Here is a 26761-nt window from a genome sequence, read left to right as displayed (position 1 = left end):
TGTGCTTATATGTCTATACAATATAGGCGTCCATTTCGGGTTGTCCAGCCATGTCCGATTCGCGTTCCCCGCTCTGTTTCCATGCCGCCCACGCCCTTCTGGCCGACGGCTGGGCCCGCGATGTCCGCCTGCAGGTGCAGGACGGCCGCATCACGGCGATCCACATGGGGCAGGGCGCCCAGCACGGCGACACCCGCGTCGACATCCTGGTGCCGGGCCTGCCCAACCTGCACAGCCACGCCTTCCAGCGCGGCATGGCTGGGCTGACCGAGATCGGCGGCGGCGACGGTGACAGCTTCTGGAGCTGGCGTGAGCTGATGTACCGCTTCCTGGCCCATCTGCGCCCGGACGCGGTGCAGGCCATCGCCGCCCAGGCCTACATGGAAATGCTGGAAAGCGGCTTCACCCGCGTCGGCGAATTCCATTACCTGCACCACGACGCCGATGGTCGCGCCTATGCCAACCGCGCCGAGATGAGTGCACGGATTGCTGCCGCCGCCGAGCAGACCGGCATCGGCCTGACCCTGCTGCCGGTGTTCTATGCGCATGCCGATTTCGGCGGGGCGGCGCCGAATCCAGCGCAGCGGCGCCTGATCCACGACGTGAACGGTTTCGCGCAGTTGCTGGACGCCGCCAAGCCGGCACTGGCCGCGCTGCCGGATGCGGTGCTCGGCATCGCGCCGCACAGCCTGCGTGCAGTCACCGGCGAGGAATTGAGTGCGTTGCTGCCGCTGACCGACGGCCCGGTGCACATCCATATCGCCGAGCAGGTGCGTGAAGTCGAGGCCTGCCTGGCCTGGAGCGGCCAGCGTCCGGTGCAGTGGCTGTACGACCATGCACCGGTGGATGCGCGCTGGTGCCTGGTGCACGCCACCCACATCACCGACGATGAGCGCGTCGCCATCGTGGCCAGCCAGGCCGTGGCCGGCCTGTGCCCGATCACCGAAGCCAACCTGGGTGACGGCCTGTTCCCGATGCAGGCGTTCGCGCGCGAGGGCGGGCGCTTCGGTGTCGGCTCCGATTCCAATGTGCTGATTGATGCGGCCGAAGAACTGCGCCTGCTCGAATACGGCCAGCGCCTGACCCTGCGCGGTCGCAACGTGCTGGCCCCGGATGCCACCCGCAGTACCGGCCGCTTCCTGTTCGAAGGCGCACTGCACGGTGGTGCACAGGCGCTGGGCGTGGCCGCTGGCCTGCAGGTCGGCGCCAGTGCCGACCTGGTCGAACTGGATGCCGGGCACCCGGCGCTGCAGGCGCGACAGGATGACGCATGGCTTGACAGCTGGGTGTTCGCCGCACGTAATGGCGCGCTGCGATCGGTCTGGCGCCATGGCCGCCAATGCGTGGCCGAGGGCCGCCACCTGCAGCGCGAGGCGATCACCACCGCCTTTACCGCCGCCCTGCGTGGCGTGCTGGGCTGATCGCCTCCCGCCACCGAGACCCCATTACGTGAAGGTCAGCAAGTCCGCCACGCTCAACCAGCGTATCCGCAGCGATCTGGAAAGCCGCATCCTCAGTGGAGAGTGGGCGCCGGGCTTTCGGATTCCGTACGAACACGAGCTGATGGAGCAGTACGGCTGCTCGCGGATGACGGTGAACAAGGTGCTGACCGCGTTGGCCGAGAGCGGCATGATCGAGCGTCGCCGCCGTGCCGGTTCGTTCGTGGCGCGGCAACCCCCGCACCTGGAGCAGGTGGCGCTGGAGATCCCCGATATCGCGATGGAGGTTGGCTCGCGCGGCCACCAGTACGCCTATCGCCTGCTGCAGCGCGACCTGCGCCTTGCCGATGCCGGCAATGCCGGTGAAGTCGAGCTGGCCGGTCAGGAAAACCTGCTGGCGATGCGCTGCCTGCATCTGGCCGATGGTCGCCCGCTGGCGCTGGAGCACCGCCTGATCAGCCCGGTGGGGGTGCCGGAGGTACTGGAGGTCGACTTCAGCACTACCGCACCGGGCAGCTGGCTGCTGCAGAACGTGTCGTGGACCCGTGCCCAGCACCGCATCAGTGCCTGGGGGGCAGATACCGCCACCGCCAAGCTGCTGGAGGTGAAGCCGGGTATCGCCTGCCTGGTGATCGAACGCCTGACCTGGCGTGGCGAACAGCCGATCACCCGCGTGCGCCAGGTGTTCCTGGGGGATGCCTGGGACCTGGTGGCGCGCTTCGCGCCGGGCGCGCGATAGGGATTCCATCCACGCATGGCGTGGATCTACTGGGCCGGAACGACTGTCGCCTTGAACTCTGTCGGGGCGTGTGTGCGATGTGTATCGTCCCTGCATGAAGAGCAGGGACCTCATCCGGGATCTGGAAGCGGCATGTTGGATCTGTCGTCGGATCCGCGGATCCCATCATGTATTCGTGCACCCGCAGCACCCTCACATCATCACCGTTCCTCACCCAAGGAAGGATCTGGGGAAGGGCTGGTGCAGGCGTTGCGGAAGCTCGCAGGACTGACGTAGGAGGGCCCATGCGATATCCAGTCCTGATCGAGGCAGGCGATGAGCGCACCGCGTGGGGTGTGGTCGTTCCAGATCTGCCGGGGTGCTTCTCGGCGGCCGACACGCTTGATGATGCGCTCAGCGCTGCCGAGGAAGCTGCACTCGCCTGGATTGATGCGGCCCTGGATGAGGGGCGCTCGATTCCGACACCTTCCGCGCCACAGAAGATCGCCGCCGAGGCATCCAAGGACATCCGTTGGATTCTTGCGTACATCTGCATTGATCCGGCTCTGCTGGACGATACCATCGAGCGGGTCAATATCAGCCTGCCACGCCGGATCCTGGCGAGGCTGGATGCGCAGGCCAGAGCGGCGGGTGAATCGCGCTCCAGTTACATCGCCCATCTCGCGGCATTGGGCTGAGCTGGCGCCATGTGGAGCCGAGCCGATGCTCGGCTGCTGTTCGCGTGTGGCTCAACTCTGCAAAGGCATCCACGCGTGGCGTGGATCTACCAAGGGGTCGCGCATCGGGGTTCAGTAAATCCACGCCACGCGTGGATGCGGCCCCATCAGTACGTGGCGCACTGCCGCCAGCGCACCGGCTCATCCACGCCGGGGCGGGCGTTGAGCTGGATGCGCACGTTGCGCAGGGCGGGGTAGTGCAGCACTTCCTCGCAGACCTGCGGCCAGACCGCGTCCAGCTCGCCCGTGCGGTTGATCGCCAGCGTCTGCCGGGTCAGCCAGACCCCGCTGGCGATACCGGGCTTGTCGGCCAAGGCGCGGGACAGATCGGCCTGGAAGCGCTCCAGCGTGGCGGCATCCGGGTTGGGGTTGCTGCGCGCGTCGGCTGAGGGCGCGGCCGGTGCAGGCGCAGCGGCCGGCGGCGTGGTGGCGGGGGCCGGCGCCGGTTCGGGCGCCGCTTCAACCGCAGGTGCAACCGGCGCGGGGGTGTCCGCCACCTCGGCAACAGGCGCGGTGTCCTGCACATGCAAGCCTTGCAGGCTCAATCCCACCAGCAGGCCCAGCGTGACCGCGCCGAGCGCGGCAATGGCGATCCGGCGCAGGGCTTCATGGCGGGCGCTGGCACGCACACGGGTTTCGATTTCCGCCGGCAGGTAGGGCTGGAGCAGCGGCCATAGGCGCGGACCGTCCAGTACTTCTACCGCCTGCTTCTCGGCAGCGCTGCGCCCGTCGCGTTCCATCCGGCCTTCGGTCAGCAGCACGCCGCCCTTGGCGCCGGCCAGGCGCGCAGCAGCCCCCAGCTCGTTTACTGCGGCGGTGCCGATACGGTAGGCAAGGCCATGCTTGCAGGACACCAGCCACTGGTTGGGGCCATCGCTGAGCAGGAAGTCGCTGCTTGGCTCGCGGGACTCCTCCGCCGGGTCATTCAGTTCACGCAGGCCGCGCTGTTCGCGCAGCATGCGCTTGACCAGTACCGAGAACTCGCGCCAGTGCATGCCGGCCAGCGCTTGCAGGCCAAGTTGCATCTCCTTCTGCCGCCGCTTGATCCACCACAGATAGACAACAGCCAGGGAACAGGTAAGCAGGGCCGACAGCAGGGCCAGGATCCAAGGGAGCATGCAGGAGGTGCGCGGAAGGGGCGAATGCGGAAGACGACAGTGTAAAGGTCGCACTATCCGGCTGGGTCAGGACGTTCCTGACAGGAAGCGTGATGGAACGCTCAGATCGGCATACGGCGAGCACGAAAAACCCGCCAATCCTGAAGCCGTGAGGGGAGGGAACAAACGGCAGCCGAAGCGATTGGCGGGTTGCTCGCGATTGTCAATCAAAATTTATTGCATTGCAACAATGGCCGGTCAGGGCACGCTGCCTGGCGACTGATGGCTGCCCGGTGCGGGTGCATCGGTGCCTGAGGCCGCACGGTTTTCCAGCTTGGCCAGCCGCGCGTGCAGGGCGTCGATACGGGCTTCCAGCGCGGTCACCTCGTCCGCAGTGGGGACATGCAGGCGCTTGAGCACGCCCTGCACCTGGTCATCGAAGGCCTTTTCGACCTTGTTCCAGGTGCCAGAGGCCTTCTCGCGGGCCTCATCCAGTGACGATTCCACGTTGTCGCGCCAGCCCGGGCCCTGTTCGCCGTGGCGTTCACGGCGGCGGGCCTCCCAGGCTTCGCCTTCCTTCACCAGGCCGTCGAAGAAGCGGCTGCCTTCGGCCTGTGCACGGCCCAGGGCGCCCAGGCCGGCCAGCCAGACCTGCTGCGCCGAGTCACTCAGCTTGCGCGAGAAGCGCTCGGCCTGGTCACCGAACGAGGCGTCGTCGTTGCGGCGGTCATCGTTTTCGTACTGGTTCATCGCACTTCCCGTGGGAGTTGGGCCTGCCCCGAGAGTAGCGCGCACTGGCGTTGCACGGCCGTGACGGCCGCCGCCGGGGTTCAGCCCAGCTTTTCCTTCAGCACGCGCTGGATCTCGCCCTCGACCATGCCCTTCATCGCCGACAGCAGGAAGCCCAGCTTGGCGGTCACGCGCACGGCGCCCGGCTGCAGTTCGATCGCACCGTCCACGCCGCTGCCAGAGAAGTTCAGCACGTCGGCGGCCCAGGACGACTTCAGGCCGAAGCGCTCGGACAGCTTGGCGGCGACCTGTTCGATCGCGGCGCGTGCCTGTGCGTCGGGCAGGGCGTGGGCGTGGCGGACATCGATGGTGGACATGCAGGCTCCTGGCGCAGGGCGGGGATGATCAATGAGGGCGAGCATTGTGCGCATCGAGGGCCGTCGCGCCAAGCACTCATCGCAGGTTCTTCTTCGTTGGCGGCCAACCTGCTAGGCTGCGCCGCGTGCAGAACCTGCTTGTTCACTTCAGTCAACAACAACAGCCCGACCAGCCGCTGCGGCCCGGGGTGCAACGCATCGTGCGCCAGGCCAACGGCAGCGTGCGGCTCGGCGACGCCGGCCACGGCGCCCTGCTGCTGGCGCAGTTCTGCATGGACGATCGCGGCCTGTGGCTGCAGGTCGGCAACGGTATCCGTGGCATCCACGTGAATGGTCGGCCGGTGCGCCGCATGGCGCTGCTGCGTGCAGGCGATGCGGTCTATGTGGACGGCGTGGAGATGGTGCTGCAGGGCGAGGTCGAGAGCCTGCTGCAGGCACCCGCGCCGAAGAACGACGATGGCACCGATGAGCAGCAGCGCCTGCTGCGCGGTGTCGGCGGCCTGCATCATGGCCGCAGCTATACGCTGTCGCGGGCACGGTTGATCGGCCGCGGCAGCCACGCCGACATCGCCATCGACGATCCGGCCTTCGCCGAACAGCACGCCCGCGTGGAAGTGCACGGTGATCGTGTGCTGCTGCGCGACCTCGGCAGTGCCGACGGCACCCGGGTCAACGGCGTGGCCGTGCGCCACTGCTGGCTGCAGGCCGGCGACCAGGTGGTGTTCGATGGCCAGCATCGTTTCGTGCTGGAAGTGCCGCACGATCCACGTCGGCGGCCGTTGCCGGCCGAGGACGAGTCAGGCGAGGACGCGGAACAGGCGCCGGTGCTGCCGGTGACACCGCGCAGGGTCCGGCGCTGGCCGTGGCTGCTGGCCAGCGCCTTGTTGCTGGCGGCAGTGCTCAGCCTGCTGCTCTGGTTCGGCGCGCGCTGACGGTCGCGCGGTGACGGTAGTGCCGGCCGCTGGCCGGCAACCGCCGCCCCGAATCCATGAGGTTGCCGGCCAGCGGCCGGCACTACCCGGTCGCGTCGCCAATGGATTCCAATGAAACCAAATTTCCCTTGCGCCACAAGGCCGCAAGGCTGGTGCACTGCGGCATACTAGGGGTCTTGCCCCACAGGTGTGACATGACGCGCGCGTTCAACTTCAGTGCCGGCCCTGCGACCTTGCCGGAATCGGTCCTGCGCCAGGCGCAGGCGGAAATGCTGGACTGGCACGGGTCCGGCGCTTCGATCGTGGAAATGAGCCATCGCGGCGCGGAATTCATGTCCGTGGCTGCCGAAGCCGAGGCCGACCTGCGTCGCCTGCTCGACATCCCCGACGACTATGCGGTGCTGTTCCTGTCCGGTGGCGCCACCACCCAGCAGGCGCTGATCCCGCTCAACTTCGCCAGGCCCGGCCAGCGTGCCGACTACGTGGTCAGTGGTCACTGGGGCAAGACCGCGGTCAAGCAGGCCGGGGTCTACGTCGACGTCAACATCGCCGCCAGCAGCGAGGCCCACGGCTACCGCGAGCTGCCGGCGCGTGCCGACTGGCAGCTGTCGCGCGATGCCGCCTACGTGCACATCACCGCCAACGAGACCATCCACGGCGTCGAATTCCGTGATGTGCCCGATACCGGCAACGTCCCGCTGATCGCCGACTTCAGCTCGTCCATCGCCAGCGAACCGCTGGACGTGCGCCGCTATGGCGTGATCTACGCCGGCGCGCAGAAGAACCTGGGCCCGGTCGGCATTGCGGTGATGATCATCCGCCGCGACCTGCTCGAGCGCAGTGGCCAGCCGCGCGCGGACATCTTCGATTACCGCTCGCACGTCGCCCGCGATTCGATGCTCAACACGCCGCCGACCTGGAACTGGTACCTGGCCGGCCTGGTGTTCAAGTGGATGCTGGCCGAAGGGGGCGTGACCGAGTTCGCCAAGCGCAACGCCGCCAAGGCCGCGCTGGTGTACGGCGCCATCGACGGCTCCGGCGGCTTCTACCGCAATGAGGTCGCACATGCGGCCCGTTCGCGGATGAACATTCCGTTCTTCCTGCCCGATGCCGAGCTTGATGCCCGCTTCGTCGCCGAAGCCAAGGCCGCCGGCCTGCTGGCGCTGAAGGGGCACAAGGTGGTCGGGGGCATCCGGGCTTCGCTGTACAACGCCATGCCGCTGGCCGGGGCCGAGGCGCTGGTCGCCTTCATGGCCGATTTCCAGCAGCGTCACGGTTGAGCAATGAACGGCGCGCACCGTCGGGTGCGTGCCCCGCAACAGGGAATTCCGATGGCAAGCAGCAAATCCAGCAAGAAGGCGCCGAAGAAGGCCGAACCGGCCAAGGACAGCGCCTCCACCAAGGCCAAGGGCAAGAGCACGTCCAAGGCTGCGTCGAACCCGGCGCCCACCCTGGCGCCGCTGGCGCTGGCCGATGTGCGTTCGAAGATCGACCAGATCGACCGCGACATCCAGAGCCTGATCGCCGAGCGCGCGCGTTTCGCCCACCAGGTCGGCAAGGCCAAGGGCAAGCTGGCTGCTGCCGTCGACTACTACCGCCCCGAGCGCGAAGCGCAGGTGCTGCGCATGGTGGTGGACCGCAACGAAGGCCCGCTCAGCGATGAACTGCTGGTGCACGTCTACCGCGAGATCATGTCGGCCTGCCTGGCGCAGCAGGAGCCACTGAAGATCGGCTACCTCGGCCCGGAAGGCACCTTCAGCCAGCAGGCGGTGCTCAAGCACTTCGGCCGCTCCGCGCTGGGCCTGCCGATGGCCAGCATCGAGGAAGTGTTCCAGGAAGTGGAAGCGGGCAACGCCGATTTCGGCGTGGTGCCGGTGGAGAATTCGGGGCAGGGCACCATCCAGATCACCCTGGACATGTTCCTGACCTCCAACCTGAAGATCTGTGGCGAAGTGGAACTGCGCGTGCAGCAGTACCTGATGTCGCGCAGCGGCCGCATCGAGGACATCGAGCGCATCTACGCACACCCGCAGTCGTTCATGCAGACCTCGGCGTGGCTGCGCGCAAACCTGCCGAAGGCCGAGAAGATTCCGGTATCCAGCAACGCCGAAGGTGCGCGCCGTGCGCGCAACGCCGACGACGCGGCTGCCATCGGCGGCGAGAGTGCCGGCCACGTGTACGGCCTGAAGAAGGTGGTCACCAAGCCGATCCAGAACGATGCCGACAACACCACCCGCTTCCTGGTGGTGGGCCGTAACATCTTCCCGACCTCCGGCCACGACCGCACCTCGGTGCTGGTGTTCATCCATGACAAGCCCGGTGCGCTGTTCGACGTGCTCAGCCCGTTCGCCCGCCACGGCATCAGCATGAACCGCATCGAGTCGCGGCCTTCGCACCACGGCAAGTGGGAGTACGGCTTCTTCATCGACCTGGCCGGCCACATCGACGACGCGCCGATGCAGGCCGCACTGGCCGAACTGGAAGCGCACTCGGCGCAGATCAAGGTGCTGGGCTCCTATCCGGTGGCCGTGCCCTGAGTGCTGCTGCGGCGGCCATGGCCGCCGCTCCCTGATGCATCGCCGGCGCTGCCGGTGTTTACGGAATGATCGAACGATGAGCAACGCGCAACACTGGATTGCCCGCAAGGGCCAGCCGCTGCAGGGCAGCCTGACCATTCCCGGCGACAAGTCGGTCTCGCACCGCTCGGTGATGTTCGCCGCGCTGGCCGATGGCACCTCGCATATCGAAGGCTTCCTGGAAGGCGAAGACACCCGCGCTACCGCGCGCATCTTCAGCCAGCTGGGCGTGCGCATCGAAACCCCCAGCGCGTCGCAGCGCATCGTGCACGGCGTCGGTATCGACGGCCTGAAGGCGCCGGATGCGCCGCTGGACTGCGGCAACGCCGGTACCGGCATGCGCCTGCTGGCCGGGTTGCTGGCGGGCCAGGCGTTCGACTGCACGCTGATCGGCGATGAGTCGCTGTCGGGCCGACCGATGCGCCGCGTCACCGGCCCGCTGTCGCAGATGGGCGCGAAGATCGACACCCAGGATGACGGCACGCCGCCGCTGCACGTGCATGGCGGCCAGACGCTGCACGGCATCGACTTCGCCTCGCCGGTGGCCAGCGCGCAGATCAAGTCGGCGGTGTTGCTGGCAGGCCTGTACGCACAGGGCGAAACCAGCGTTGTCGAGCCGCACCCGACCCGCGACTACACCGAACGCATGCTGTCCGCGTTCGGCGTGGACATCGAATTCTCGCCGGGCAAGGCGCGCCTGCGCGGCGGCCAACGCCTTCGTGCCACGGATATCGTGGTGCCGGCCGACTTCTCGTCTGCGGCGTTCTATCTGGTGGCTGCCAGCATCATTCCGGGCTCCGAGCTGCGCCTGAAGCAGGTTGGCCTGAATCCGCGCCGTACCGGCCTGCTGCACGCGCTGCGCCTGATGGGTGCCGACATCACCGAAGAGAATCCGGCCGAGCAGGGCGGTGAACCGGTGGCGGACCTGGTGGTGCGCTATGCCCCGCTGAAGGGTGCACGCATTCCGGAAGCACTGGTGCCGGACATGATCGACGAGTTCCCCGCGCTGTTCGTGGCCGCCGCCGCCGCCGAAGGCCAGACCGTGGTGAGCGGTGCCGCCGAGCTGCGGGTGAAGGAATCCGATCGTCTCGCAGCGATGGCCACCGGCCTGCGCGCGCTGGGCATGCAGGTGGACGAAACCGACGACGGTGCCACCCTGCATGGTGGCGTGCGCCTGGGCAGCGGCACCATCGAAAGCCACGGCGACCACCGCATCGCCATGGCGTTCGCCATTGCCGGCCAGATCAGTGACGGCGAAGTGCGCATCAACGATATCGCCAACGTCGCCACGTCCTTCCCGGACTTCGACGGCCTGGCCCGCAGCGCCGGATTCAACCTGGCCTGATCGTCACCGCATCCGCCGGGTCATGCCCGGCGGATCGCATTGCCCGGCAGGTGCCAACCTTGGTTGGCTCGCTCACATCTCCCGGTAGGTGCCAACCTTGGTTGGCACGCTTTCCCGCATAAAAGGACGGAGGCCGAAGCCTCCGTCTAAACATCACGAACCCCTCGTCCGCGATCAACGCTGCTCGGTACGGAAATCCACCGGGACTCGCACTACGCTTGCTACCGCGCGGCCGTCATGCACCGCCGGCTGGAACTTCCAGTTCTGCACGGTATTGAGCACCGCACGATCCAGATCGCGACTGCGCTCGCCGCTGCGCGAGACGATCGCAGCGCTAGCGACATTGCCGCGGGTATCGACATTCAGGCTGGCGATCACGCTGCCCTGCACGCCGCTACGCAGCGCGGCGGCGGGGTAGGTGGGCATGCGGTTGCTGGCCAGCGGGCGGGCTTCACGATTGCGCACTACCGGCGCGGCCTTCCGCGAAGCAGTAGCCGGGGTTGCCTGGCGCGCGGCAGGGGCCGCTGCATCCGTCACCGCGGGCTGCTCAGGGGCCGGCAGCATGCGCTCACCGACCGGCGCCGGTGCCACGTCTTCCTGGTTCGAATGACGCAGCCAGAGCAGGGCGCCGGCAAACATCGCCACGATCAGCGCGATCCACATCCAGAGCGACGTGGGCTTGTGCTGCGCGCTTGAATCCTGCGGCAGCTGCGGCGAATGAAGGTCTTCATGGGTGGTGGCGGTCATCGCAAACTCCTTCCGTCAATGGACGACGTGGGCAGTGTTGCCCGAGCCACGGACGGGAAGTGTCAGCGTTGCGTCAACGCCACCGGCAGGGTTCAGTTTGCCTGCCGGGAAGTGTTCAGTTACTGCGTCTTGAAGTCGAACGGCACTTCAATGCTGCCGGGTACGGCCTGGCCGTTGCTCTGCGCCGGAGTGAAGCGCCAGCGGCGCACAGCGTCGGTGGCGGCACGGTCGAGCTCGCGTGAACCGCTGCGCTGGATCACCGTGGCATTGTTCGGATAGCCGGTGGCGTCCACGTCCACGCGTACCACCACCGTGCCGGTTTCGCCGGCGCGCAGGGCGGCGGCGGGATAGGACGGCGGCGGTGACTGGCCGGCAATCGGCATCGGCTGGCTGTTGCCGGTGGCCGCCGGCGCAGGGCCCGGTGCAGCCGGAGCCGCTTCAGCCACGGGCGCGGGCGGCGGCGGGGCCGTTTCCACCAGCTTCGGCGCTTCTTCCTCCACCGGTGCCGGCTTGGCATCGGGCATGTCGCTGGAACCGGCGGCAGCGGCCAGTGGTTCCGGCAGGGGCTCGATCTGGGCGGTTTCCTGCGGGGTCTGGGCAGCCGGATCGGCGCGGAAGAACTCCTTGTCGCGGCCGGTCAGCCAGACCAGCACGAACAGCAGTACGCCCACGCCGAAGGCGATGCCGGCGATCTTCAGGGCGTTGCGCGGGATATGCACAGTGAACGACTTGGCGGACGACGAGCGGGGTGCAGACATGGACCGGACCAGTACGGAATGGCTCGATTCTGCCACGGCGGGAATGAACCGGGCGGCAGAAATCCGTATAACAAGCGATAATCCCATCCCTGATACCCACCACGACACCTGCCATGCTTGATCCAGCCCTGCTCCGCCACCAGCCCGCCGACCTCGCCGAACGCCTGCGCACCAGCCGCGGCTTCGAGCTCGACGTGTCTGCCCTGGAGTCCCTGGAGGCTGATCGCAAGCGCATCCAGGTGCGGACCCAGGAGCTGCAGAGCCTGCGCAACAGTCGTTCCAAGGCCATCGGCCAGGCCAAGGCCAAGGGCGAGGACGTATCGGCCATCATGGCCGAGGTCGCAGCCTTCGCCGACGAGCTGAAGGCCTCGGAAGTGGCGCTGGACGAGCTGCGCGAGAAGATCGAAGCGATCTCGATGGGCATCCCGAACCTGCCGGCCGATGACGTGCCGGCCGGTGCCGACGAGAACGACAACGTCGAGCAGTCGCGCTGGGGAACCCCGCGCCAGTTCGATTTCAAGGTGCTCGACCACGTCGAGCTGGGCGCCCGCAACGGCTGGCTGGACGGCGAGACCGCGGCCAAGCTGTCCGGCTCGCGCTTCACCGTGCTGCGCGGCCCGATCGCGCGCCTGCACCGTGCGCTGGCCCAGTTCATGGTCGACCTGCACACTGGCGAGCACGGCTATGAGGAAACCAACGTGCCGCTGCTGGTCAACGCCGATTCGCTGCGCGGCACCAGCCAGCTGCCGAAGTTCGAGGACGACCTGTTCAAGACGGCCGTGGGCGATTCCACGCGCTACCTGATCCCGACCTCGGAAGTGCCGCTGACCAACATCGTGCGCGACGAGATCGTCGACGCCGAACGCCTGCCGTTGCGCATGACCGCCCACTCGATGTGCTTCCGTGCCGAGGCCGGCAGCGGTGGTCGCGACGTGCGCGGCATGATCCGCCAGCACCAGTTCGAGAAGGTCGAGCTGGTCTCGATCAGCCGCCCGGAAGACAGCGATGCCGAACACCAGCGCATGACCCGCTGCGCCGAAGTGGTGCTGGAAAAGCTGGGCCTGCCGTACCGCAAGGTGCTGCTGTGCACCGGCGACATGGGCTTCTCTGCGGTGAAGACCTACGACCTGGAAGTCTGGCTGCCGTCGCAGGAGACCTACCGCGAGATCTCCTCGTGCTCGAACTGTGGTGATTTCCAGGCCCGCCGCATGCAGGCGCGCTGGCGCAACCCGGCCACCGGCAAGCCGGAACTGGCGCATACCCTGAACGGCTCGGGCGTGGCCGTCGGCCGCGCGATGATCGCGGTGATGGAGAACTACCAGAACGCCGACGGCAGCATCACCGTGCCGGAAGCCCTGCGGCCGTACATGGGCGGACTGGAAACCATCGCCTGATTCCCTGATCGGGCGGTGCTGCGGCTCCGGTGGGTGCCATGCTTGCATGGCACCGAATCCACGCATGGCGTGGATCTACTGGAGGATGTTGCAGGCGCTCGGCATGATTTCACCGATGCCCCAGCAGATCCACGCCGTGCGTGGATGAACCGCCGTGATCACTCCACAGCGCGCAACTTCTCCAACGGCACCCATCCCGGGTCGCCGGCCTCCGGCACGCACCACGCCCAGCCATTGAGCGTGCGCTGCCCACGCAGCAGCTGCCCGGGATCCACATCCAGTTCCCGCGCGCAGTAGTCCTCCGTGGCAAACGCGCCACCCTGCGCGTCGCGACCGATCACCGGCGCCGGCACGAAACCGGGGTGCTGCCCCTCGGCCTCGCACAGGAACCAGTCATCCCAGCCCTCCGGGCCTTCATGGCGTTCGCCCACTACCAGCGCCTGGCCGCGGCGCAGGGTGATCGGGTGCGGAAATTCGCTGCGGTGCGCAGTGGTCACGATGTAGTTCATGGCCCCAGCCTAACGTGCTGGTGAGCGCCGCGCATGGCACCGATCCACGCATGGCGTGGATCTACTGATGCAAAAAAAACGGCCCCGCAAAGCGGGGCCGCCAGGGTGGGCCGGGATGGGGGAGGGGATCCACGGCCCGCGTTCAGCGCCTCGACGAGGAGAGAGCGGCGCCGAACGCTGGAACGCTTATGCAGCGACGGCTTCGACCACTTCGTGCGACGGCAGGGCTGCCAGTGCACCGGCAATCGCGTCTTCGCGGTGCTGCGGCGAGTAGGCGATGCCCTCGGCGCGCACGAACTCGACCTCGTTGACGCCCATGAAGGCGAACACCTGGCGCAGGAACGGCTCCTGGAAGTCGGCCGGCGAGTCGGTGTAGATGCCGCCGCGGCTGCTGGCGATGATCACCCGCTTGCCACCGGCCAGGCCCACCGGGCCGTTCTCGGTGTACTTGAAGGTGCGGCCGGCCACGGCCACGCGGTCGATCCAGGCCTTCAGCGTGGAAGGAATGCTGAAGTTGTACATCGGCGCGCCGATCACCACGATGTCAGCCTCCAGGAACTGCTGCATCACCTGTTCAGCATCGGTCGCCTCGGCGGCATCGGTCTTGGCCAGCGAGCTGCTGCGCAGATGCGGTACCGGATTGGCGTCAAGATCGCGATAATCGACCTGCAGGCCATCGATCTGGCCCGTGAAGCGGGCGACCACGGCGGCCGACAGCTGGCGCGAGACGGAATTGTCGCCAAGCACGCTGGCGTCGAGATGCAGAAGCTTCATGGCAGTCACCTATGTTCTGGAGGGAAGGGGCGGGGTGGCCCCGCCGACGGAGAGAACGATAGGTTGTTGCAAAGGCGGGATAAAGGTGATTGAATGCCACGTATTGTTCTAGATATGGAACTCGGGCATGCATGACCTGAATGATCTGTACTACTTCGCGATGGTGGTCGACCACGGCGGATTCGCCGCCGCCGAGCGCGCCTTGGGTATCCCCAAGTCGCGACTGAGCCGCCGCATCAGCCAGCTGGAAACCGACCTGGGCGTGCGCCTGCTGCAGCGCTCCACGCGCCGTTTCGCGGTCACCGATGTCGGCACCAGCGTGCACCGCCATGCGCAGACGATGCTGGCCGAGGCCCAGGCCGCGCGCGAAGTGGTGGACCGGCTCAGCGCGGAACCGCGCGGCGTGGTCCGCGCCAGCGTGCCGGTGTCGCTGGCGCAGATGCAGCTGCCCAAGCTGCTGCCCAAGTTCCTTGAGCAGTACCCGAAGGTGCGCCTGCAGCTGAACATCAGCAACCGCCGCGTGGACATCATCAATGAAGGCTACGACGTGGCCCTGCGCGTGCGTTCGCGCTTGGACGATGACGGCAGCCTGGTGATGCGCAGCTTCGGCCAGGTGCAGGAATTGCTGGTGGCCAGCCCGAAGTACCTGGACCGCGCCGGTCGCCCCAAGGACCCGGAAGAGCTGACCCAGCACGTCACCCTCAGCATCAGCGAAGACGAAGCCCGCCAACGCTGGGAGCTGCACGGGCCGGAAGGCGAAGTGCGCCGGGTCGACCTGCAGCCGCGCGTGGCCGGCTTCGACTTCCCGTTGCTGCAGAGCATGGTGAAGGACGGTTTCGGCATCACCATGCTGCCGGAAACCGTGTGCGCCGACGCCGTGCGCAACGGCGAGCTGGAAGTAGTGCTGCCGGACTGGTCGCTGCCGCAGGGCGTATGCCACGCCGTGTTCGCCTCGCGCCGCGGCCTGCTGCCGGCGGTACGCGTGTTCATCGACTTCCTGGCCGAGCACCTGCCGCCGCAGCTGGAAGCCTCGCGCCTGGATTGCGGTGGCGCCTGTGAAAAGGCCAAGGAGCGGATCAAGGCCAGTGCGCTGGGCGCGTTGGCGGTGGACGCGGGCTGAGGGCTGCTGCACCGCTTCCGTGAAGAAAAGCCCCGGCGACGTTCCGGGGCTTTTTGCTTCAATGCGACGGTGTCATCCGCACGCCCAGTCGATCTTCATCTGCTGCAGATCCAACTGTGCGTTGCCGCCACCGAAATTGAAGCCGCCAAAACCCTCCTCGAATTCGAGGTAGTAGGGGCCGAACTCAGGTAGCCCTGCTGGGGCTGCATCGTTCCGCCGAGGTGAGCAATGGAATCCCAGCGACTCAGGTTCAGTTCCTCACCGCGCTCGCTGAATGCTTCGATGTATCCACTGATGGCGCATTCGCTTTCCCGCTCCCGCGGTGACCTCCCAACGTTGGGATCGTCAGCGCGGATGCCTGTGCTGACCGGCAATGCAACGGCCTCGCTGGAGACGCCTCCGATTCCTGCGCCCGGGATGACGGCATTTCCGTTCCTGGTGTACAGCCATCGCTCGTAGAAATAGCTCGCGTAGTCCTGCCCGATCCAGCTCGGAGGGGCATCCAGCAGGGCTGAATTCAGCTTGGGCGGCAGGCTCAGCTCGCCATCAAACTCCTGCTGGGTAAGCCAGATGGCGCAGAATTGCGTTCCAAGGATGTCTTCCATGCTGTGGCTGTGCGCATGCTTGGCCTGGCGATGCTGCCAGAAGGGAAGCAGGTCGCTACCCTCTGGCGGGGTTGTGGAAAGGGGAGAGGCGAAGTACTTCGCGATTTCCTCGACGGTGCAGAGCTCCTCCTGCTGATCGTCGACGAACAGGGAGAGAGCAACCAGCTCATTTCCCTTGGTTCGGTACTCCGAGGGCAGGTGCAGCGTAAAGGCGTGCCGCAGCGGGTGCCCGTTGCTGGAACTCAAAGGCCATTGTTCAGCGGTGATGCCTGGAGGAAGGCCCAGCGTCCAGCCTCCGGCCCATTCGCTGCCCCGGCCTGCTTTGGGGAGCACGCGCTGGGGGCCAAGCGCTATGTCAAAGGCCTTGGTCAACGTCGGATCGAATATGGGCGATGCAGGCTCACAGTAGGTGGCGTTCGGGTTCTCTAGACGAATGCTCTTTACCGTGTTGTCCCGCGTGTTCACGTTCGCGGCCACCTGCAATCCGTCATCCGTGATGAAGCCGTAGGTCGCCCATCCCTCGCATGCGTCCTCTGGCTCTTCCGGCAGTACAGCGAGACGAGGAGTGTTGGCGAGAGCGTCGCCGATGGCCATGCCCGTACGCAGGCCCTCGACCAGCACCGTCTTGGGCATTGAACAGGCGAAAATGACGTATCCAATGACTCGATCGCTATCCAGTCGAACGAAGACGTCCTTGCTCAGGCAAGTCAGATGACCTTGTTCATCCGGCTCCTTCCATCGGGCGCCCAGAAGTTGGGCCAAGGCGCCTGAAGGCATGCCCGGGCGTATGTTCAGGAGGCTGGAGTTGTCCATGCGGGTGGAACTAGAGGGAATTGGTCACTCTAGCCAGCCGGGGCGTGGGAAGGCTATCGGATTAGTTGCAGATGGACGTGGCGTAGGGGTCTTGGGCAAATCGCCCGGCCGTGCGAGAATGCGTGCCCGGCCAGCAGGCTGGGCCGATGCGGAGAGATGGCCGAGCGGTTTAAGGCACCGGTCTTGAAAACCGGCGAAGGGTTAAACCTTCCGTGGGTTCGAATCCCACTCTCTCCGCCATAACGCGAACGCCCCGGAAGGGGCGTTTTGCATTTCGGACAAGGTCCACTTGAACGCCCGCACAGCGGGTTGCAAGAGATTCCACGGGCCCATTCCTAACGCCCAACCTTCGGCTTGTTTTGGCACAACGGGTAACTGGAGCACGACCGGAACGCCCCATGCGGCCCATTGCGGTCCACGAACACGCCGACCTTGCACACCGGACAGCGCTCTTCGTGGATGGCCGCGCCTGAAATCGCGGTCACTTCCACTGCGCCGTCCTTCACCAGCTCGTCCAGGAACGGCGAACGCTTCCCCTGTAGGGTGAACATGGCCACCGAGCGTCGCGCACGCGTCAGCGCCACATAGAACAACCGCCGCTCTTCGCTCAGCGGGTAGGTATCACCCTCCGGCATTGCCAGGGAAAGGACCGGGTCATCGGCGCGCAGGCTCGGGAAGCTGCGGTTGACCATGCCTGGCAGGATCACATAGTCCGCCTCGCGTCCCTTTGACCGGTGGGCCGTGAGGAACTCCACGTCCATCGTGCTGCCGAAGACTGTCTTCCAATCCGAAGGCATCGCGCTGCGGTCCGCGCGGTAGCGGCCCAGGATGAAGACCGTCACGCGTCCCTTGCGCCCTTGCGGCACCGCCCCGGACAGCAACTGCTGATGCAGCTTCGCAAGGTACTGGCGAACGCCATCCTGCAGCTCCTCGCGACGATTCATCTGGAACGCTTGCAGCACTGGCCCCATTGCCGGTGCGGCAGAACGAACCGCCTTGGCAATCTGCGCTGGATTCCGGCTGATGAAGCGGCTGGACGCATCGCAGAGCGCCTGCGGGCAGCGGAATGTCTGCTCCAGTTTCAGCACCTGGCCATGGCCCATCCACTCGCGGAATCCGGTCATCACCGAAACGTCGGCACCGGCGAAACGATTGATCGATTGCCAGTCATCGCCCACCGCAAACAGATAGCGGCCGGGGCGGCTGACCAGGGCACGGCAGAGCCGGGCGCGGGCGCGCGAGGCATCCTGGAATTCGTCGGCCATCACCAGTTCGTAGGGCGATTCATAGCGGCCCTGTTCCAGCAGTCCGGCCGCCATGTTGAGCATGTCTTCGAAATCGATGCCGTGCTCGTCAGCCAGTGCGTTGTCCCAGGCTTGGAAAACAGGGCTGGCGATTTCCAGGAAGCGCCGATGCCGTTCCTTGAACTGGTCTTCGGGCATCTGTCGCAGGCGCTCGGCCATATCGTCCAGCGTCAGGCAGTTGCTCTTGGCATGGGCAATGAAGGTGCGCATCAAGCCGATCAGGTCCGCGTCCGGCATGGGCTTTGCGCCCTGCTCGGGCAGCTCGCGGTCGGGGTTGGGGTCGAGTACGACACCGGACTCGCCAAGCCTCTCCGCCATATCCCGCAGGGCGTATCCACTGCGCAGACCAAACGAGGTGGTTTCAACAAGGGCGGTGCCTCGTGCCGCATGCTGTTGACGCTTCCAATGCATACCTTCGGCGTAGTCGGGAAGCTGCTCTGGCGCCTGGCCATCCGCATCCAGCGAGAAGTGCTCGTGATACAGCCCGGCGTGCGGGTAATAGAAGTTGGGGCGATACTGGCAGTGGGTGTCTGTCGCAGTATCGAACTCGTAGCGTCGCTCGTAGTCGTACGTCACGCCGTTGTAGAACAGCCAGTCGGCGATCACGCATTCTTCCAGGCTCTTCACCCGCTCACCCTGCAGGGTGCGGATGTAGGGCGTGCCATCGCGTTCGTAGCCATCGGCCTCCATTTCCGCGCCGAATGCCGGCAGGTCGCGCCCGAACACCAGGCGGAACATGTCCCACTGGGTGCGGAAGTGGATCGAGCGATCCTTCAGGTCGTCCACCAGTTCGGCCAGCTTGTTGAAGCCCAGCGTGGCGTCAATGGCCCATTCGGGGATGTCGGGCTTGCGGCCGGTGGCCTTGGCGATGATGGCCAGGCCCAGGGCGTGGAAGGTCCGGGCCTCAACCACGGTGTTGCCCATGCCGAGTCGATCGAAGGTTCGCTGCGCACGCTCCTCCAGTTCCTTGGCAGCATCCTTGTTGAAGGCGAGCATCACGATGCGTTCGGGCTCGACAAAGCCGCGGTCAATGGCATAAGCGGCCTTGGCGACCATCGTGGAGGTCTTGCCGGAGCCGGCCGCGGCCACGACCTGCACCCGATTGTCGAAGCAGATGACGGCGCGGGCCTGTTCCTCGGTCAGCGGCTTGCTCTCGACACGGCCCAGGAAGCCCTTGGCCAACACCAGCTCGCGCAGGGTCATGGCCTCATTGGCTTCGGCCCAGGCAGCGGGCCAATCCAGGTTCCAGTCGCGCAGGGCGTCCAGCGCTGCGCGATGGCTGTCCGCATGCAGATCTTCATGCACGTCTTCATCGCGGAACAGCTGCTCCAGCTCAGGCGGCTGCAGGGGCAGGTCTGAGCGCTTCGCCAGCAGCGCCTGCTGCTGCTCATGGGTGATCCAGCGGCGGCCGGCACCGCCACGATCGATGAGGGCATCCGCGTCGCTCAACCAGGACTGGATCTGCTCCAGAATCGTGTCGAACAGGGCCTTGCGTCCACGCGTGGTTCGCGCAAAGAGCAGGTGCTGCAGGGCCCCCGCAAGCCGGGACGCTGGTCCGTTGGGGAGCCCGTCCACGCACAGCCCGGCAGCATCGCCGGTCTGCAGTTCGACCCGTGACCAGAAGACCCCTCGATGGACCTGCACCTGCTGATCATCATCCACGCGCAGCCGGTACTGCTGGCCGGAGACACTGAGTTCAACGTACTCGCCATCAAGCCGCAGCGACCAATGGGGCGAACGGGTCAAGCGTCGGCCCCAGCCCGAAGGGCGCCATTCCATAGACATCCAGATACTGCCCCGCAAGCCTCAGTGGGGCGTACAGCGCCCCCAGGCCCACATGATAAGGGCCCTTGAAGATGCGTGCGGCCTTGCCCGCGGGCACGCCATCACTCGTAGGCGCGCTCCTGCTTCGTCGGCGGTACTTCCACCACATCACCGCGTCGGATCAGCTCGTCCAGATCCACCGCCGAAGCGGCCAGGGCATCCTGCGCATTGAAATCCCACTTGTCCTTGTACTCGCGTGCCAGCAGGTCGCAGACCGCTTTGGCACGCGGATAGGCATCGTCCTTGCCCTCGTTCTGCTTCAGCGCATCGCGATGGATCTGGCACAGCATGAGCTGGTGCGCATCCTCGGCGCGCTCGCGCTCCCAGGTGATGTCGGGCAGGCCCGAAAGCGCAGCGGCAAGTGCGAACGCGGTCATTGGCATGTCGGGTGTCCAGGCAGCGATGGGAACCCGAGCGTATGCGAGCGGCAGCGGCTTGGGGACACCACCGCCCGCGTCGTTTCACTGCATGTTCACCATTCGCCGTAGCATGGAAGCTGCATCAAATGCAGTTGATCCAGACGATCTGCTCACGCATTCACATCCACCACAATCCGCCCACGCACCTTGCCCGGAATGATCTGCTCATAGACATCCAGCACCTCGGCGAGGCCGATCTGCTGCACGGTGCTTTCCAGCTTCTGCGGGTCCAGGTCAGTCGCAAGCCGATCCCAGGCGCGCTGGCGAACCTCCTGCGGCGCATTCACCGAATCCACACCGGCAAGCGTCACGTTGCGGAGAATGAAGGGCAGCACCGAGCCATGCAGCTCATCACTCTGCGCCAGACCGCAGGCGGCCACGGCGCCTCGGTATTTTGTCTCGGCAATGGCGTTGACGAGGGTAGGGCCACCGGCCACATCCACCACCCCGGCCCAGCGCTCGGCACTCACCGGCCGCTCGCGCGGTTCTGAAAGCTGCGCGCGGTCGATGATCTCGGCGGCACCCAGGCTGTGCAGATACTCGGCGTGTTCCGGGCGCCCGGTGGCGGCCACCACGCGATAGCCCAGCTTTGAGAGGATCGCCACCGCGATCGAACCGACGCCACCGTTGGCGCCGGTCACCAGCACATCGCCCTTTTCGGGCGTCAGCCCCGCATGTTCGAGGGCCAGTACGCACAGCATGGCGGTATAGCCTGCGGTACCGATGGCCATGGCGTCGCGGGTGCTGAAGTTGCCGGGAATCCGGTTGAGCCATTCGCCCCGCACGCGCGCGCGCTGGGCCAGCCCGCCGTGATGTCCCATGCTCAGGTCCCAGCCATTGAGCACAACGCGGTCGCCTGGCTGGAAGTCGGCTCTACTGGATTCCAGCACCACACCTGCCAGATCGATGCCGGGAATGAGCGGGAACGTCCGGATGACCGGACTCTTGCCGGTCAGGGCGAGCGCATCCTTGTAGTTCAGCGTGGAGTACTCGACGTCCACCAGAACGTCGCCGTCCATCAGATCGGCTTCATCAAAATCGACCAGCTCGGTCGAAACCTGGTTGTTCGTCTTGCGGGTGAGCAGTGCTTTGAACGTCATGCTGGGCCTCACATTCAAGGAATGGGGCCATGCTAGGCTCGCACCGTTATCGCAACAAGAACGATGAATTTCCGTAGGTACTATGGTTTTCCGGAGTATGCATGCGTAGCAGGCGTTGGGATGGCAAGAGCGGTTGCGCGGTGGAAGTCACGCTGTCGGTGATGGGCGGCGTGTGGAAGCCGATCATTCTGTTTCACCTGATGACAGGCAAGCGACGTTTCATGGAGCTGACCCGGCGTGTGCCCAACGCCACCCAGTCCATGCTGACCAGCCAGCTGCGGGAACTGGAAGCTGACGGGGTGGTGATCCGCCACGTGTACCCGGAAGTGCCGCCGAAGGTGGAGTACGAGCTTTCCGAATTCGGTCGCACGCTGGTACCGGTGCTGCTTGCCATGCGCGAGTGGGGTGAAACCTATCGCGGCCATAAAGGCACGGACAGCAACGGCTGAGACCTGGAGTGGAGTGCCGAAGGAGTATCCGCAGTACTGCAGGCAGCGTATGTGGAGCGCAGCCTGGTTTCATGAAGGGCTGCGATGCGGTTCCTGTTCCGTGGACGCCCGGTTGCCTATAGTGGCGCTGGAACCCTGCAATGGAATGCCCATGCACGTGATGTCCCCCAGCCGGTGTCTGACGCTTGCACTTGCCGTTGCAGTGAGTGCCGGCGCCTGTGCGCGGCCACCGTCCAACGAACACGAAAGGAATCCCGCCATGTCCGGCGCAACCCAGACCGGCCGCACGATCAACGGCCACACCTATACCGATGCGCCCGTGGACGTGAAGCTCGGGCCGAATACCTTCCGCATTCCAGCCAACTACCTGGACAGCCAGATCGCACCGTGGCCGGGCGAGGGCGTGACGCTGGTCATCGAGTGGCCGGACATGAAGCCGACGGCGCCGGGTGCGCGGGCGAATCCGCGTACGAATGATTTCCGGAAGGAGATTGCTGTGGCGATCGATTACATCGATCGCGCGCCAATCGAAACATCATTGGAGCGATTGTCCTCTAATCAGGCATCCACCGAGGAAGGATCGGTGGAGCGAGGGGATCCTCGGGATCGGCTCGATCTGCGTATTGCGCGGCCCGACGTCATGGGTCTGACGCCTTACGCCATCGATGAAACGAGGATGGGGGTTTTCTCGAAGGAATACGAAGCACGCTATGGAAAACCGCCCACGCGCAATCCTGCCTTTGAAGATGACTGGTACATCGCGCGCGCTCCCAACGGCGGCCTGGCCACATTCATCAAATGCGAAAGCACGGCGTTCCGGGGGGATGGCGTTCGCCTGCAGGGCGATCAGGTCATCAGTGAGCAAGGACAAGCCGCCGCGGGGTGCTTCCACTATTTCTCGGATGTGGAGAACAAGCTTTCCATCTCGCTGAACTACAAGCGGGCCTTCCTGGCGGACTGGAAGCGGATGGAAGATGCGGTGCGGGATGTTCTCGCGCGCTCCCGCGTCCGGTAGTGAATGCATTCAGGAGCAGGCTATGAGTGGATTGACGCAAGAGAATCTCAAGATTCTGGCCAGCTATGCCAAGGCCGGAAACCGCGAGTTGTACTGGAACTATCTGTCGCAGCTGCCAGATGCGGATGGCTATGGCACGCTTGCGCTGGGTGTTGTTCGCAACGACAGCCTGCCAGGCCGCGTTGCAAACAGCTACGCGCAGGATTACGCCCGTGATCAGGAGGGCAAGGGCTCCGGCTTTCCCGATGCGCAGCTGAGCGAGCGCCAATGGGAGATGTTTGGGCAGACGCTTCTGCGCCAGGACCTGGAGCGACGCCTGTACTGGATGGAGCAGGGCCGCCCAGACCTGGCACTGAATCTTCCCGGCAAGGATGTAATGCTGGCTCACGACCGTGCATTTGAACGGCATGAACTCGATCCCAACTGCTGGACGCCGCGCGTGTTGCTGCAGGCGGCTGAGCAGAAGAGCGGCCCCGAGAAGCTGGAACAGATCTGGACCAACATGCTCAACAATGACTACGCCGGAGGCCCGCGTGTAGGCAACACCAGCGTCGATGCCATCAGCCAGATGGGATGGACGAAAGGCGGCCAGTACCTCACCCGGTTGAGCGTGCTGGAAGCCACCCAGGCCCTGGAAGGGCGCTCGGCGGTCGATCCGAACGTCATCGGTGGCAACAGCTACTACGCGATGTACTTCGAGGCGGACAGGAAATGGGCCAGCATCAGTGCGGGCGGCGGTCACATGTCGCTGCGCGAGATCACCGATCCCTCACGTATCGCCGAACTCAACGACGCGCGCGAGGTTCGTCTGGAGCGCCTGGAGAAGCGAACCCAGTTCCACCCGGACGACCCGTATCGGACCATTACCCGCAGCCCGCTGACCGCAGCGGTGGACGACGTGCCGGATCCCTCACAGGCGCCGACCCGTCTGGCCGACATTGGTCCTGGCCACCGTGAGTACACATTGCTGCAGCAGGTGCGCGAAGGCGTGGCCGCGATCGATGCCAGCGCGGGACGTACCCACGATGAGAACAGCGAGCGTCTTGTGGCGAGCGTGATGGCCTTGGCCCGCCGCAACCAGCTTGAACGCGCCGATCACGTGCTGCTGAGTGCCCAGACGGCCGACGCTCCCGCAGGGCGGAACGTGTTCGTGGTGCAGGGCGAGATGACCGACCCCGCCCACCTGCGCGTTTCAATGCCCACGGATATAGCAGTACAGACGCCGGTTGCGCAGTCGTTGCAGCAGATGAAAGCGGTCGACCTGGAGCGCCAGCAGACTGCCGGGCAACGCCAGCAGGAAATTGATGTGCAGGCGCGCGAGAACCATGCGATGCGGATGGGATGAAATCACACCGTCAGTCGCATATGGAACCTTTTCAGTAGTGAGGCGCAGCGCCTGCCAGCCAATGCCAGCCCCCGAAATGGGGGCCGGCACGCATCACGGCAGTGCGTGACTTACGGGATGGTGCAGCCGCTGTTCCGCAGGCAACGAGCAAACGCCGGGTAACAGACCTTCTCGCCATTACCCGCCGCCAAGCACGCGTCATACGCGGTGTAGCAAGGGGTACAGCGGGACTGCGCGGAGGCACTGCCGATTCCCAAGGTCAGTGCAGCAGCCGCAATAGCAACAGACAGCTTGAATCCAATCTTCATGCTTCACTCCGTTGATAGCCCTCCTTGGGCAACGGCAACGCTACAGGCGGAGGAGATCGTGCACAAGTGACTGGAAGTGCCGACGGTTTCGGACACGCGTGGATCAGTGCCAGGCAACGATCTGCTTGCCGGCAGTGGATCAGCGCTACACGTGCTTCCGGTCAGAAGCTGTAGGCCGCCTGCACATACACCCGCCGTGGATCGCCGGGGAAATGCCCGTTGCGTTCAATGAAGCCACTGGCCGCATACACTTTGTCGAACAGGTTCTTGACGTTGGCCTGGAACTGCCACTGCCTCCACGTGGTCTTCCAGCTCATGTCGAACACGGTGTAGGCCTTGACGGTCTGCCCATCCAGGCTGACGCGCTCGCCGACGTGATCCGCGCCAAAACCGATGGCGGAGTTGATCGCCGGCAGGTCATAACGCGTCCACAATCCCAGCTTGTTGCGCGGCGCATTGGCGAATCGGTCACCGGAGGCGTTGGTGATGCCATTCGGGCCGGCGTCCTTCACCCGCGCATCGTTGTAGGCGTACGTCAGATTCAGCACCCAGCGCTCGCTGAGGTCGGCCAGCAGGTCAAGCTCCATGCCGGTGCTGCGTACCAGGCCCAGCGCGGCCAACTGGTTCACGCCACCGATCACCTCGCCGGTGGCCTGCACGATGTTGCTGCGGTCGATCCGGTAGACCGCCATGTTCAAGGCCACACGGTCGGCCAGCAGCGACTTCATGCCTACTTCCCACTGCTTGCTGCGCTCGGCATCGAACGGTCCCCCAGCGGCCGGGTTCTGGTTGGCGGCACTCTGCGGCACGAAACCACTGGCGACGTTGGCGTAGACGTTCAGGCCCTCACGCACGGTGAACGTGCTGCCCAGCCGCCAGCTGAGATCGTTGCCATCCACACTGTTGCCAGTGATGCGATCCTCATCCTTGAAGCCATCCCAGCGCACCCCGGCCAGCACATGCCAGCGCGGGCCCAGTGCCAGTTCGTCCTGCAGGTAGCCGCCATGGCGCTTGCTGCGGGTGGATGTGCTGCGCCAGGGCAGGGCCGCCAGGTTGTAGTCGTGCCAGGTACTGGCGCCGTACACGGGATTGAACAGGTCGATGCCGCGCACCGGCCCCGCACCACGTGCAAGGTCAGCGCTGTTGGCGGTCTGTGCAGTGAAATCCGCATCCAGCTGGTACACGTCCGCACCGAACAGCACCTTGTGCTCAACCGCGCCGGTGGTCACCCGCCAGACGGCATTGCCGTTGGCAGTGAATGCTTCGTTGTCGCGGATCTGGTTGCGCAGCTGGCGGGTCATCCACTCGGCCACGCCATCGCGGTCGCGATCGATCAGGCCCATCGGCTCGTGGTACATCTGGTGTTCGCTGTTGCTGAACCAGCGGGCGGCGAAGTCCAGGTCCAGAGAATCGAGCGGCGCGAAGCGGTACTGCGCCAGCGCCACCTTGGCGCGCATGTCGAGGAAATCACTGGCCTCGTTGTGGTTCCAGCGGCGGTCGGTCAGGAACGTGCCTGCATCGTTGACCGGCACGCCACGCAGGCGGTTGCCGCCAAGGTTCTGGGTGATGTCGGTGAACTGCAGCACCAGCTCGCCGGTCTGGCCAACGTCGAAGGCCAGCGAGGCGTCGCCGATCACGCTCTCGCTGTCGGTGTTCCAGCGCACGCCCTGTTCACTGTCGGCATAGAGCCCGGCGCGATAGCGTACGCTGCCGGCGGCATTCAACGGCCCGGTACCCTCGATCGATCCGGCACGGAAGTCCTTGTCGCCGAGCTGGACCTCGATGCGGCGTTCGTCGCTGGCTTTCGGCTTGCGGGTCACGTAGTTGATGACACCGCCCGCATCACCCCCGCCATACAGTGCGCCTGCCGGCCCCTTCAGCACTTCCACGCGCTCGATGTTGAACAGCTGCGGCACCGAAAATCCTGCGTACGGGTCGCCGCGCAGGCCGTCATACAGCACGTTCTCCTGGCGGAAGCCGCGCAGGGTCACCCCGGCATAGCTGAAATAGCTGATGCCGCTGATGCTGCGATAGAGGTCGGTCACCTGGCGCGCGGCCTGGTCGTCGATCAGTTCACGCGGGATGACCTGGATCGACTGTGGGACCAGCTCCAGGGGGGTATCGGTGCGGGTGCCGACCGCAGCATCGTCTACCCGATACAGTGTCTGTGCGCGTCCGCGGACTTCGACCTTGTCCAGATCCTTGGGTGCGGCAGCGGAGGACTCAGCTGCATGCGCAAGGGTCGCCACGTGCAGGGTCAGCGCCAGGCACAGGGTGCGTTGCAGGGGCATGGGCAGGGGCATTGGGGAGGGTCACGTGTCTGCAAA

At 65.6% G+C, this 26761-nt stretch carries 26 protein-coding genes and 1 tRNA gene; 14 read left to right on the top strand and 13 right to left on the bottom strand.

Annotated elements, in window-relative coordinates:
• Positions 1-50 precede the first annotated feature (50 nt).
• From AC5P7E_RS00440 to AC5P7E_RS00425, 4 genes are all read left to right on the top strand, one after another.
• Complete coding sequence (locus tag AC5P7E_RS00440; RefSeq protein ID WP_049459706.1) at positions 51-1421, top strand: formimidoylglutamate deiminase; 1371 nt, start codon at positions 51-53, stop codon at positions 1419-1421.
• Positions 1422-1449: 28 nt separating this feature from the next.
• Complete coding sequence (gene hutC, locus AC5P7E_RS00435) at positions 1450-2178, top strand: histidine utilization transcriptional repressor HutC (protein ID WP_329761694.1); 729 nt, start codon at positions 1450-1452, stop codon at positions 2176-2178.
• A gap of 94 nt (positions 2179-2272) precedes the next feature.
• Complete coding sequence (locus AC5P7E_RS00430; RefSeq protein WP_076738546.1) at positions 2273-2449, top strand: type II toxin-antitoxin system HicA family toxin; 177 nt, start codon at positions 2273-2275, stop codon at positions 2447-2449.
• 13 nt (positions 2450-2462) lie between these two features.
• The gene (locus AC5P7E_RS00425) at positions 2463-2855 is read left to right on the top strand and encodes a type II toxin-antitoxin system HicB family antitoxin (protein ID WP_005410188.1); all 393 of its coding nucleotides are present in this window, start codon (positions 2463-2465) and stop codon (positions 2853-2855) included.
• 146 nt (positions 2856-3001) lie between these two features.
• Here AC5P7E_RS00425 and AC5P7E_RS00420 read toward each other — a convergent pair whose 3' ends face one another.
• The 3 genes from AC5P7E_RS00420 to AC5P7E_RS00410 form a co-directional block, all read right to left on the bottom strand.
• The gene (locus tag AC5P7E_RS00420) at positions 3002-4012 is read right to left on the bottom strand and encodes a restriction endonuclease (RefSeq protein WP_111118471.1); all 1011 of its coding nucleotides are present in this window, start codon (positions 4010-4012) and stop codon (positions 3002-3004) included.
• 237 nt (positions 4013-4249) lie between these two features.
• On the bottom strand, positions 4250-4741 hold the full coding sequence (locus AC5P7E_RS00415) for a phasin family protein (protein ID WP_012480721.1): 492 nt from the start codon (positions 4739-4741) through the stop codon (positions 4250-4252).
• Positions 4742-4821: 80 nt separating this feature from the next.
• On the bottom strand, positions 4822-5097 hold the full coding sequence (locus tag AC5P7E_RS00410) for a polyhydroxyalkanoic acid system family protein (RefSeq protein WP_005410185.1): 276 nt from the start codon (positions 5095-5097) through the stop codon (positions 4822-4824).
• A 125-nt stretch (positions 5098-5222) separates the two neighbouring features.
• Here AC5P7E_RS00410 and AC5P7E_RS00405 point away from each other — a divergent pair, with 125 nt between their 5' ends.
• From AC5P7E_RS00405 to aroA, 4 genes are all read left to right on the top strand, one after another.
• Positions 5223-6029 (top strand): FHA domain-containing protein, encoded by an 807-nt coding sequence (locus AC5P7E_RS00405; protein ID WP_495222814.1) that lies wholly within the window; start codon positions 5223-5225, stop codon positions 6027-6029.
• A gap of 194 nt (positions 6030-6223) precedes the next feature.
• On the top strand, positions 6224-7309 hold the full coding sequence (gene serC / locus AC5P7E_RS00400; protein WP_114619105.1) for a 3-phosphoserine/phosphohydroxythreonine transaminase: 1086 nt from the start codon (positions 6224-6226) through the stop codon (positions 7307-7309).
• Between the two features lie 51 nt (positions 7310-7360).
• On the top strand, positions 7361-8566 hold the full coding sequence (gene pheA / locus AC5P7E_RS00395; RefSeq protein WP_005410182.1) for a prephenate dehydratase: 1206 nt from the start codon (positions 7361-7363) through the stop codon (positions 8564-8566).
• A 76-nt stretch (positions 8567-8642) separates the two neighbouring features.
• On the top strand, positions 8643-9950 hold the full coding sequence (gene aroA / locus AC5P7E_RS00390; RefSeq protein WP_100438711.1) for a 3-phosphoshikimate 1-carboxyvinyltransferase: 1308 nt from the start codon (positions 8643-8645) through the stop codon (positions 9948-9950).
• 174 nt (positions 9951-10124) lie between these two features.
• Here the strand turns inward: aroA and AC5P7E_RS00385 are convergent, their stop codons facing one another.
• Both AC5P7E_RS00385 and AC5P7E_RS00380 read right to left on the bottom strand, forming a co-directional pair.
• Positions 10125-10697: an energy transducer TonB gene (locus tag AC5P7E_RS00385; RefSeq protein ID WP_060380783.1), complete on the bottom strand. Its 573-nt coding sequence runs from the start codon at positions 10695-10697 to the stop codon at positions 10125-10127.
• Positions 10698-10816: 119 nt separating this feature from the next.
• Positions 10817-11455, bottom strand: a complete 639-nt coding sequence (locus AC5P7E_RS00380; RefSeq protein WP_005410179.1) for an energy transducer TonB — start codon at positions 11453-11455, stop codon at positions 10817-10819.
• A 113-nt stretch (positions 11456-11568) separates the two neighbouring features.
• Between AC5P7E_RS00380 and serS the strand changes: the two genes are divergently transcribed.
• A complete protein-coding gene (serS, locus tag AC5P7E_RS00375; RefSeq protein ID WP_005410178.1) occupies positions 11569-12849 on the top strand; it encodes a serine--tRNA ligase in 1281 nt (426 codons plus the stop codon).
• A 158-nt stretch (positions 12850-13007) separates the two neighbouring features.
• On the opposite strand, the gene AC5P7E_RS00370 is transcribed toward serS, so the two are convergent.
• Together AC5P7E_RS00370 and AC5P7E_RS00365 are read right to left on the bottom strand one after the other, a co-directional pair.
• A complete protein-coding gene (locus tag AC5P7E_RS00370; protein ID WP_099527313.1) occupies positions 13008-13358 on the bottom strand; it encodes an SH3 domain-containing protein in 351 nt (116 codons plus the stop codon).
• Between the two features lie 186 nt (positions 13359-13544).
• Positions 13545-14132, bottom strand: coding sequence for an FMN-dependent NADH-azoreductase (locus AC5P7E_RS00365; RefSeq protein ID WP_024956390.1), 588 nt, complete (start codon positions 14130-14132; stop codon positions 13545-13547).
• A gap of 127 nt (positions 14133-14259) precedes the next feature.
• On the opposite strand from AC5P7E_RS00365, the gene AC5P7E_RS00360 reads away from it, so the two are divergent.
• Complete coding sequence (locus AC5P7E_RS00360; RefSeq protein ID WP_005410175.1) at positions 14260-15252, top strand: LysR family transcriptional regulator; 993 nt, start codon at positions 14260-14262, stop codon at positions 15250-15252.
• A 95-nt stretch (positions 15253-15347) separates the two neighbouring features.
• On the opposite strand, the gene AC5P7E_RS00355 is transcribed toward AC5P7E_RS00360, so the two are convergent.
• Positions 15348-16670, bottom strand: coding sequence for a DUF7256 domain-containing protein (locus AC5P7E_RS00355; protein ID WP_223846429.1), 1323 nt, complete (start codon positions 16668-16670; stop codon positions 15348-15350).
• A gap of 150 nt (positions 16671-16820) precedes the next feature.
• On the opposite strand from AC5P7E_RS00355, the gene AC5P7E_RS00350 reads away from it, so the two are divergent.
• Positions 16821-16910, top strand: a tRNA-Ser gene (locus AC5P7E_RS00350).
• A 95-nt stretch (positions 16911-17005) separates the two neighbouring features.
• On the opposite strand, the gene AC5P7E_RS00345 is transcribed toward AC5P7E_RS00350, so the two are convergent.
• The 3 genes from AC5P7E_RS00345 to acuI form a co-directional block, all read right to left on the bottom strand.
• Positions 17006-19753, bottom strand: coding sequence for a UvrD-helicase domain-containing protein (locus AC5P7E_RS00345; protein WP_197596178.1), 2748 nt, complete (start codon positions 19751-19753; stop codon positions 17006-17008).
• Between the two features lie 107 nt (positions 19754-19860).
• Positions 19861-20181, bottom strand: a complete 321-nt coding sequence (locus tag AC5P7E_RS00340) for a hypothetical protein (protein ID WP_043034634.1) — start codon at positions 20179-20181, stop codon at positions 19861-19863.
• A 146-nt stretch (positions 20182-20327) separates the two neighbouring features.
• Positions 20328-21317, bottom strand: a complete 990-nt coding sequence (acuI, locus tag AC5P7E_RS00335; RefSeq protein WP_005410146.1) for an acrylyl-CoA reductase (NADPH) — start codon at positions 21315-21317, stop codon at positions 20328-20330.
• A gap of 101 nt (positions 21318-21418) precedes the next feature.
• Here acuI and AC5P7E_RS00330 point away from each other — a divergent pair, with 101 nt between their 5' ends.
• From AC5P7E_RS00330 to AC5P7E_RS00320, 3 genes are all read left to right on the top strand, one after another.
• Positions 21419-21766: a winged helix-turn-helix transcriptional regulator gene (locus AC5P7E_RS00330; protein ID WP_005410145.1), complete on the top strand. Its 348-nt coding sequence runs from the start codon at positions 21419-21421 to the stop codon at positions 21764-21766.
• A gap of 151 nt (positions 21767-21917) precedes the next feature.
• A complete protein-coding gene (locus tag AC5P7E_RS00325) occupies positions 21918-22781 on the top strand; it encodes a Smlt3025 familytype IV secretion system inhibitor (protein WP_049396630.1) in 864 nt (287 codons plus the stop codon).
• A 22-nt stretch (positions 22782-22803) separates the two neighbouring features.
• Positions 22804-24126 (top strand): Smlt3024 family type IV secretion system effector, encoded by a 1323-nt coding sequence (locus AC5P7E_RS00320; protein WP_109337101.1) that lies wholly within the window; start codon positions 22804-22806, stop codon positions 24124-24126.
• A 110-nt stretch (positions 24127-24236) separates the two neighbouring features.
• On the opposite strand, the gene AC5P7E_RS00315 is transcribed toward AC5P7E_RS00320, so the two are convergent.
• Together AC5P7E_RS00315 and AC5P7E_RS00310 are read right to left on the bottom strand one after the other, a co-directional pair.
• Entirely contained in the window at positions 24237-24434 is a 198-nt protein-coding gene (locus AC5P7E_RS00315) for a hypothetical protein (RefSeq protein ID WP_005410142.1), read from the bottom strand.
• Positions 24435-24595: 161 nt separating this feature from the next.
• Positions 24596-26737 (bottom strand): TonB-dependent siderophore receptor, encoded by a 2142-nt coding sequence (locus AC5P7E_RS00310; RefSeq protein WP_114619107.1) that lies wholly within the window; start codon positions 26735-26737, stop codon positions 24596-24598.
• Positions 26738-26761 lie beyond the last annotated feature (24 nt).

Source organism: Stenotrophomonas sp. YJH_SMC_25 (genome assembly GCF_059369595.1).
This window is presented reverse-complemented; position numbering and strand designations above follow the sequence as displayed.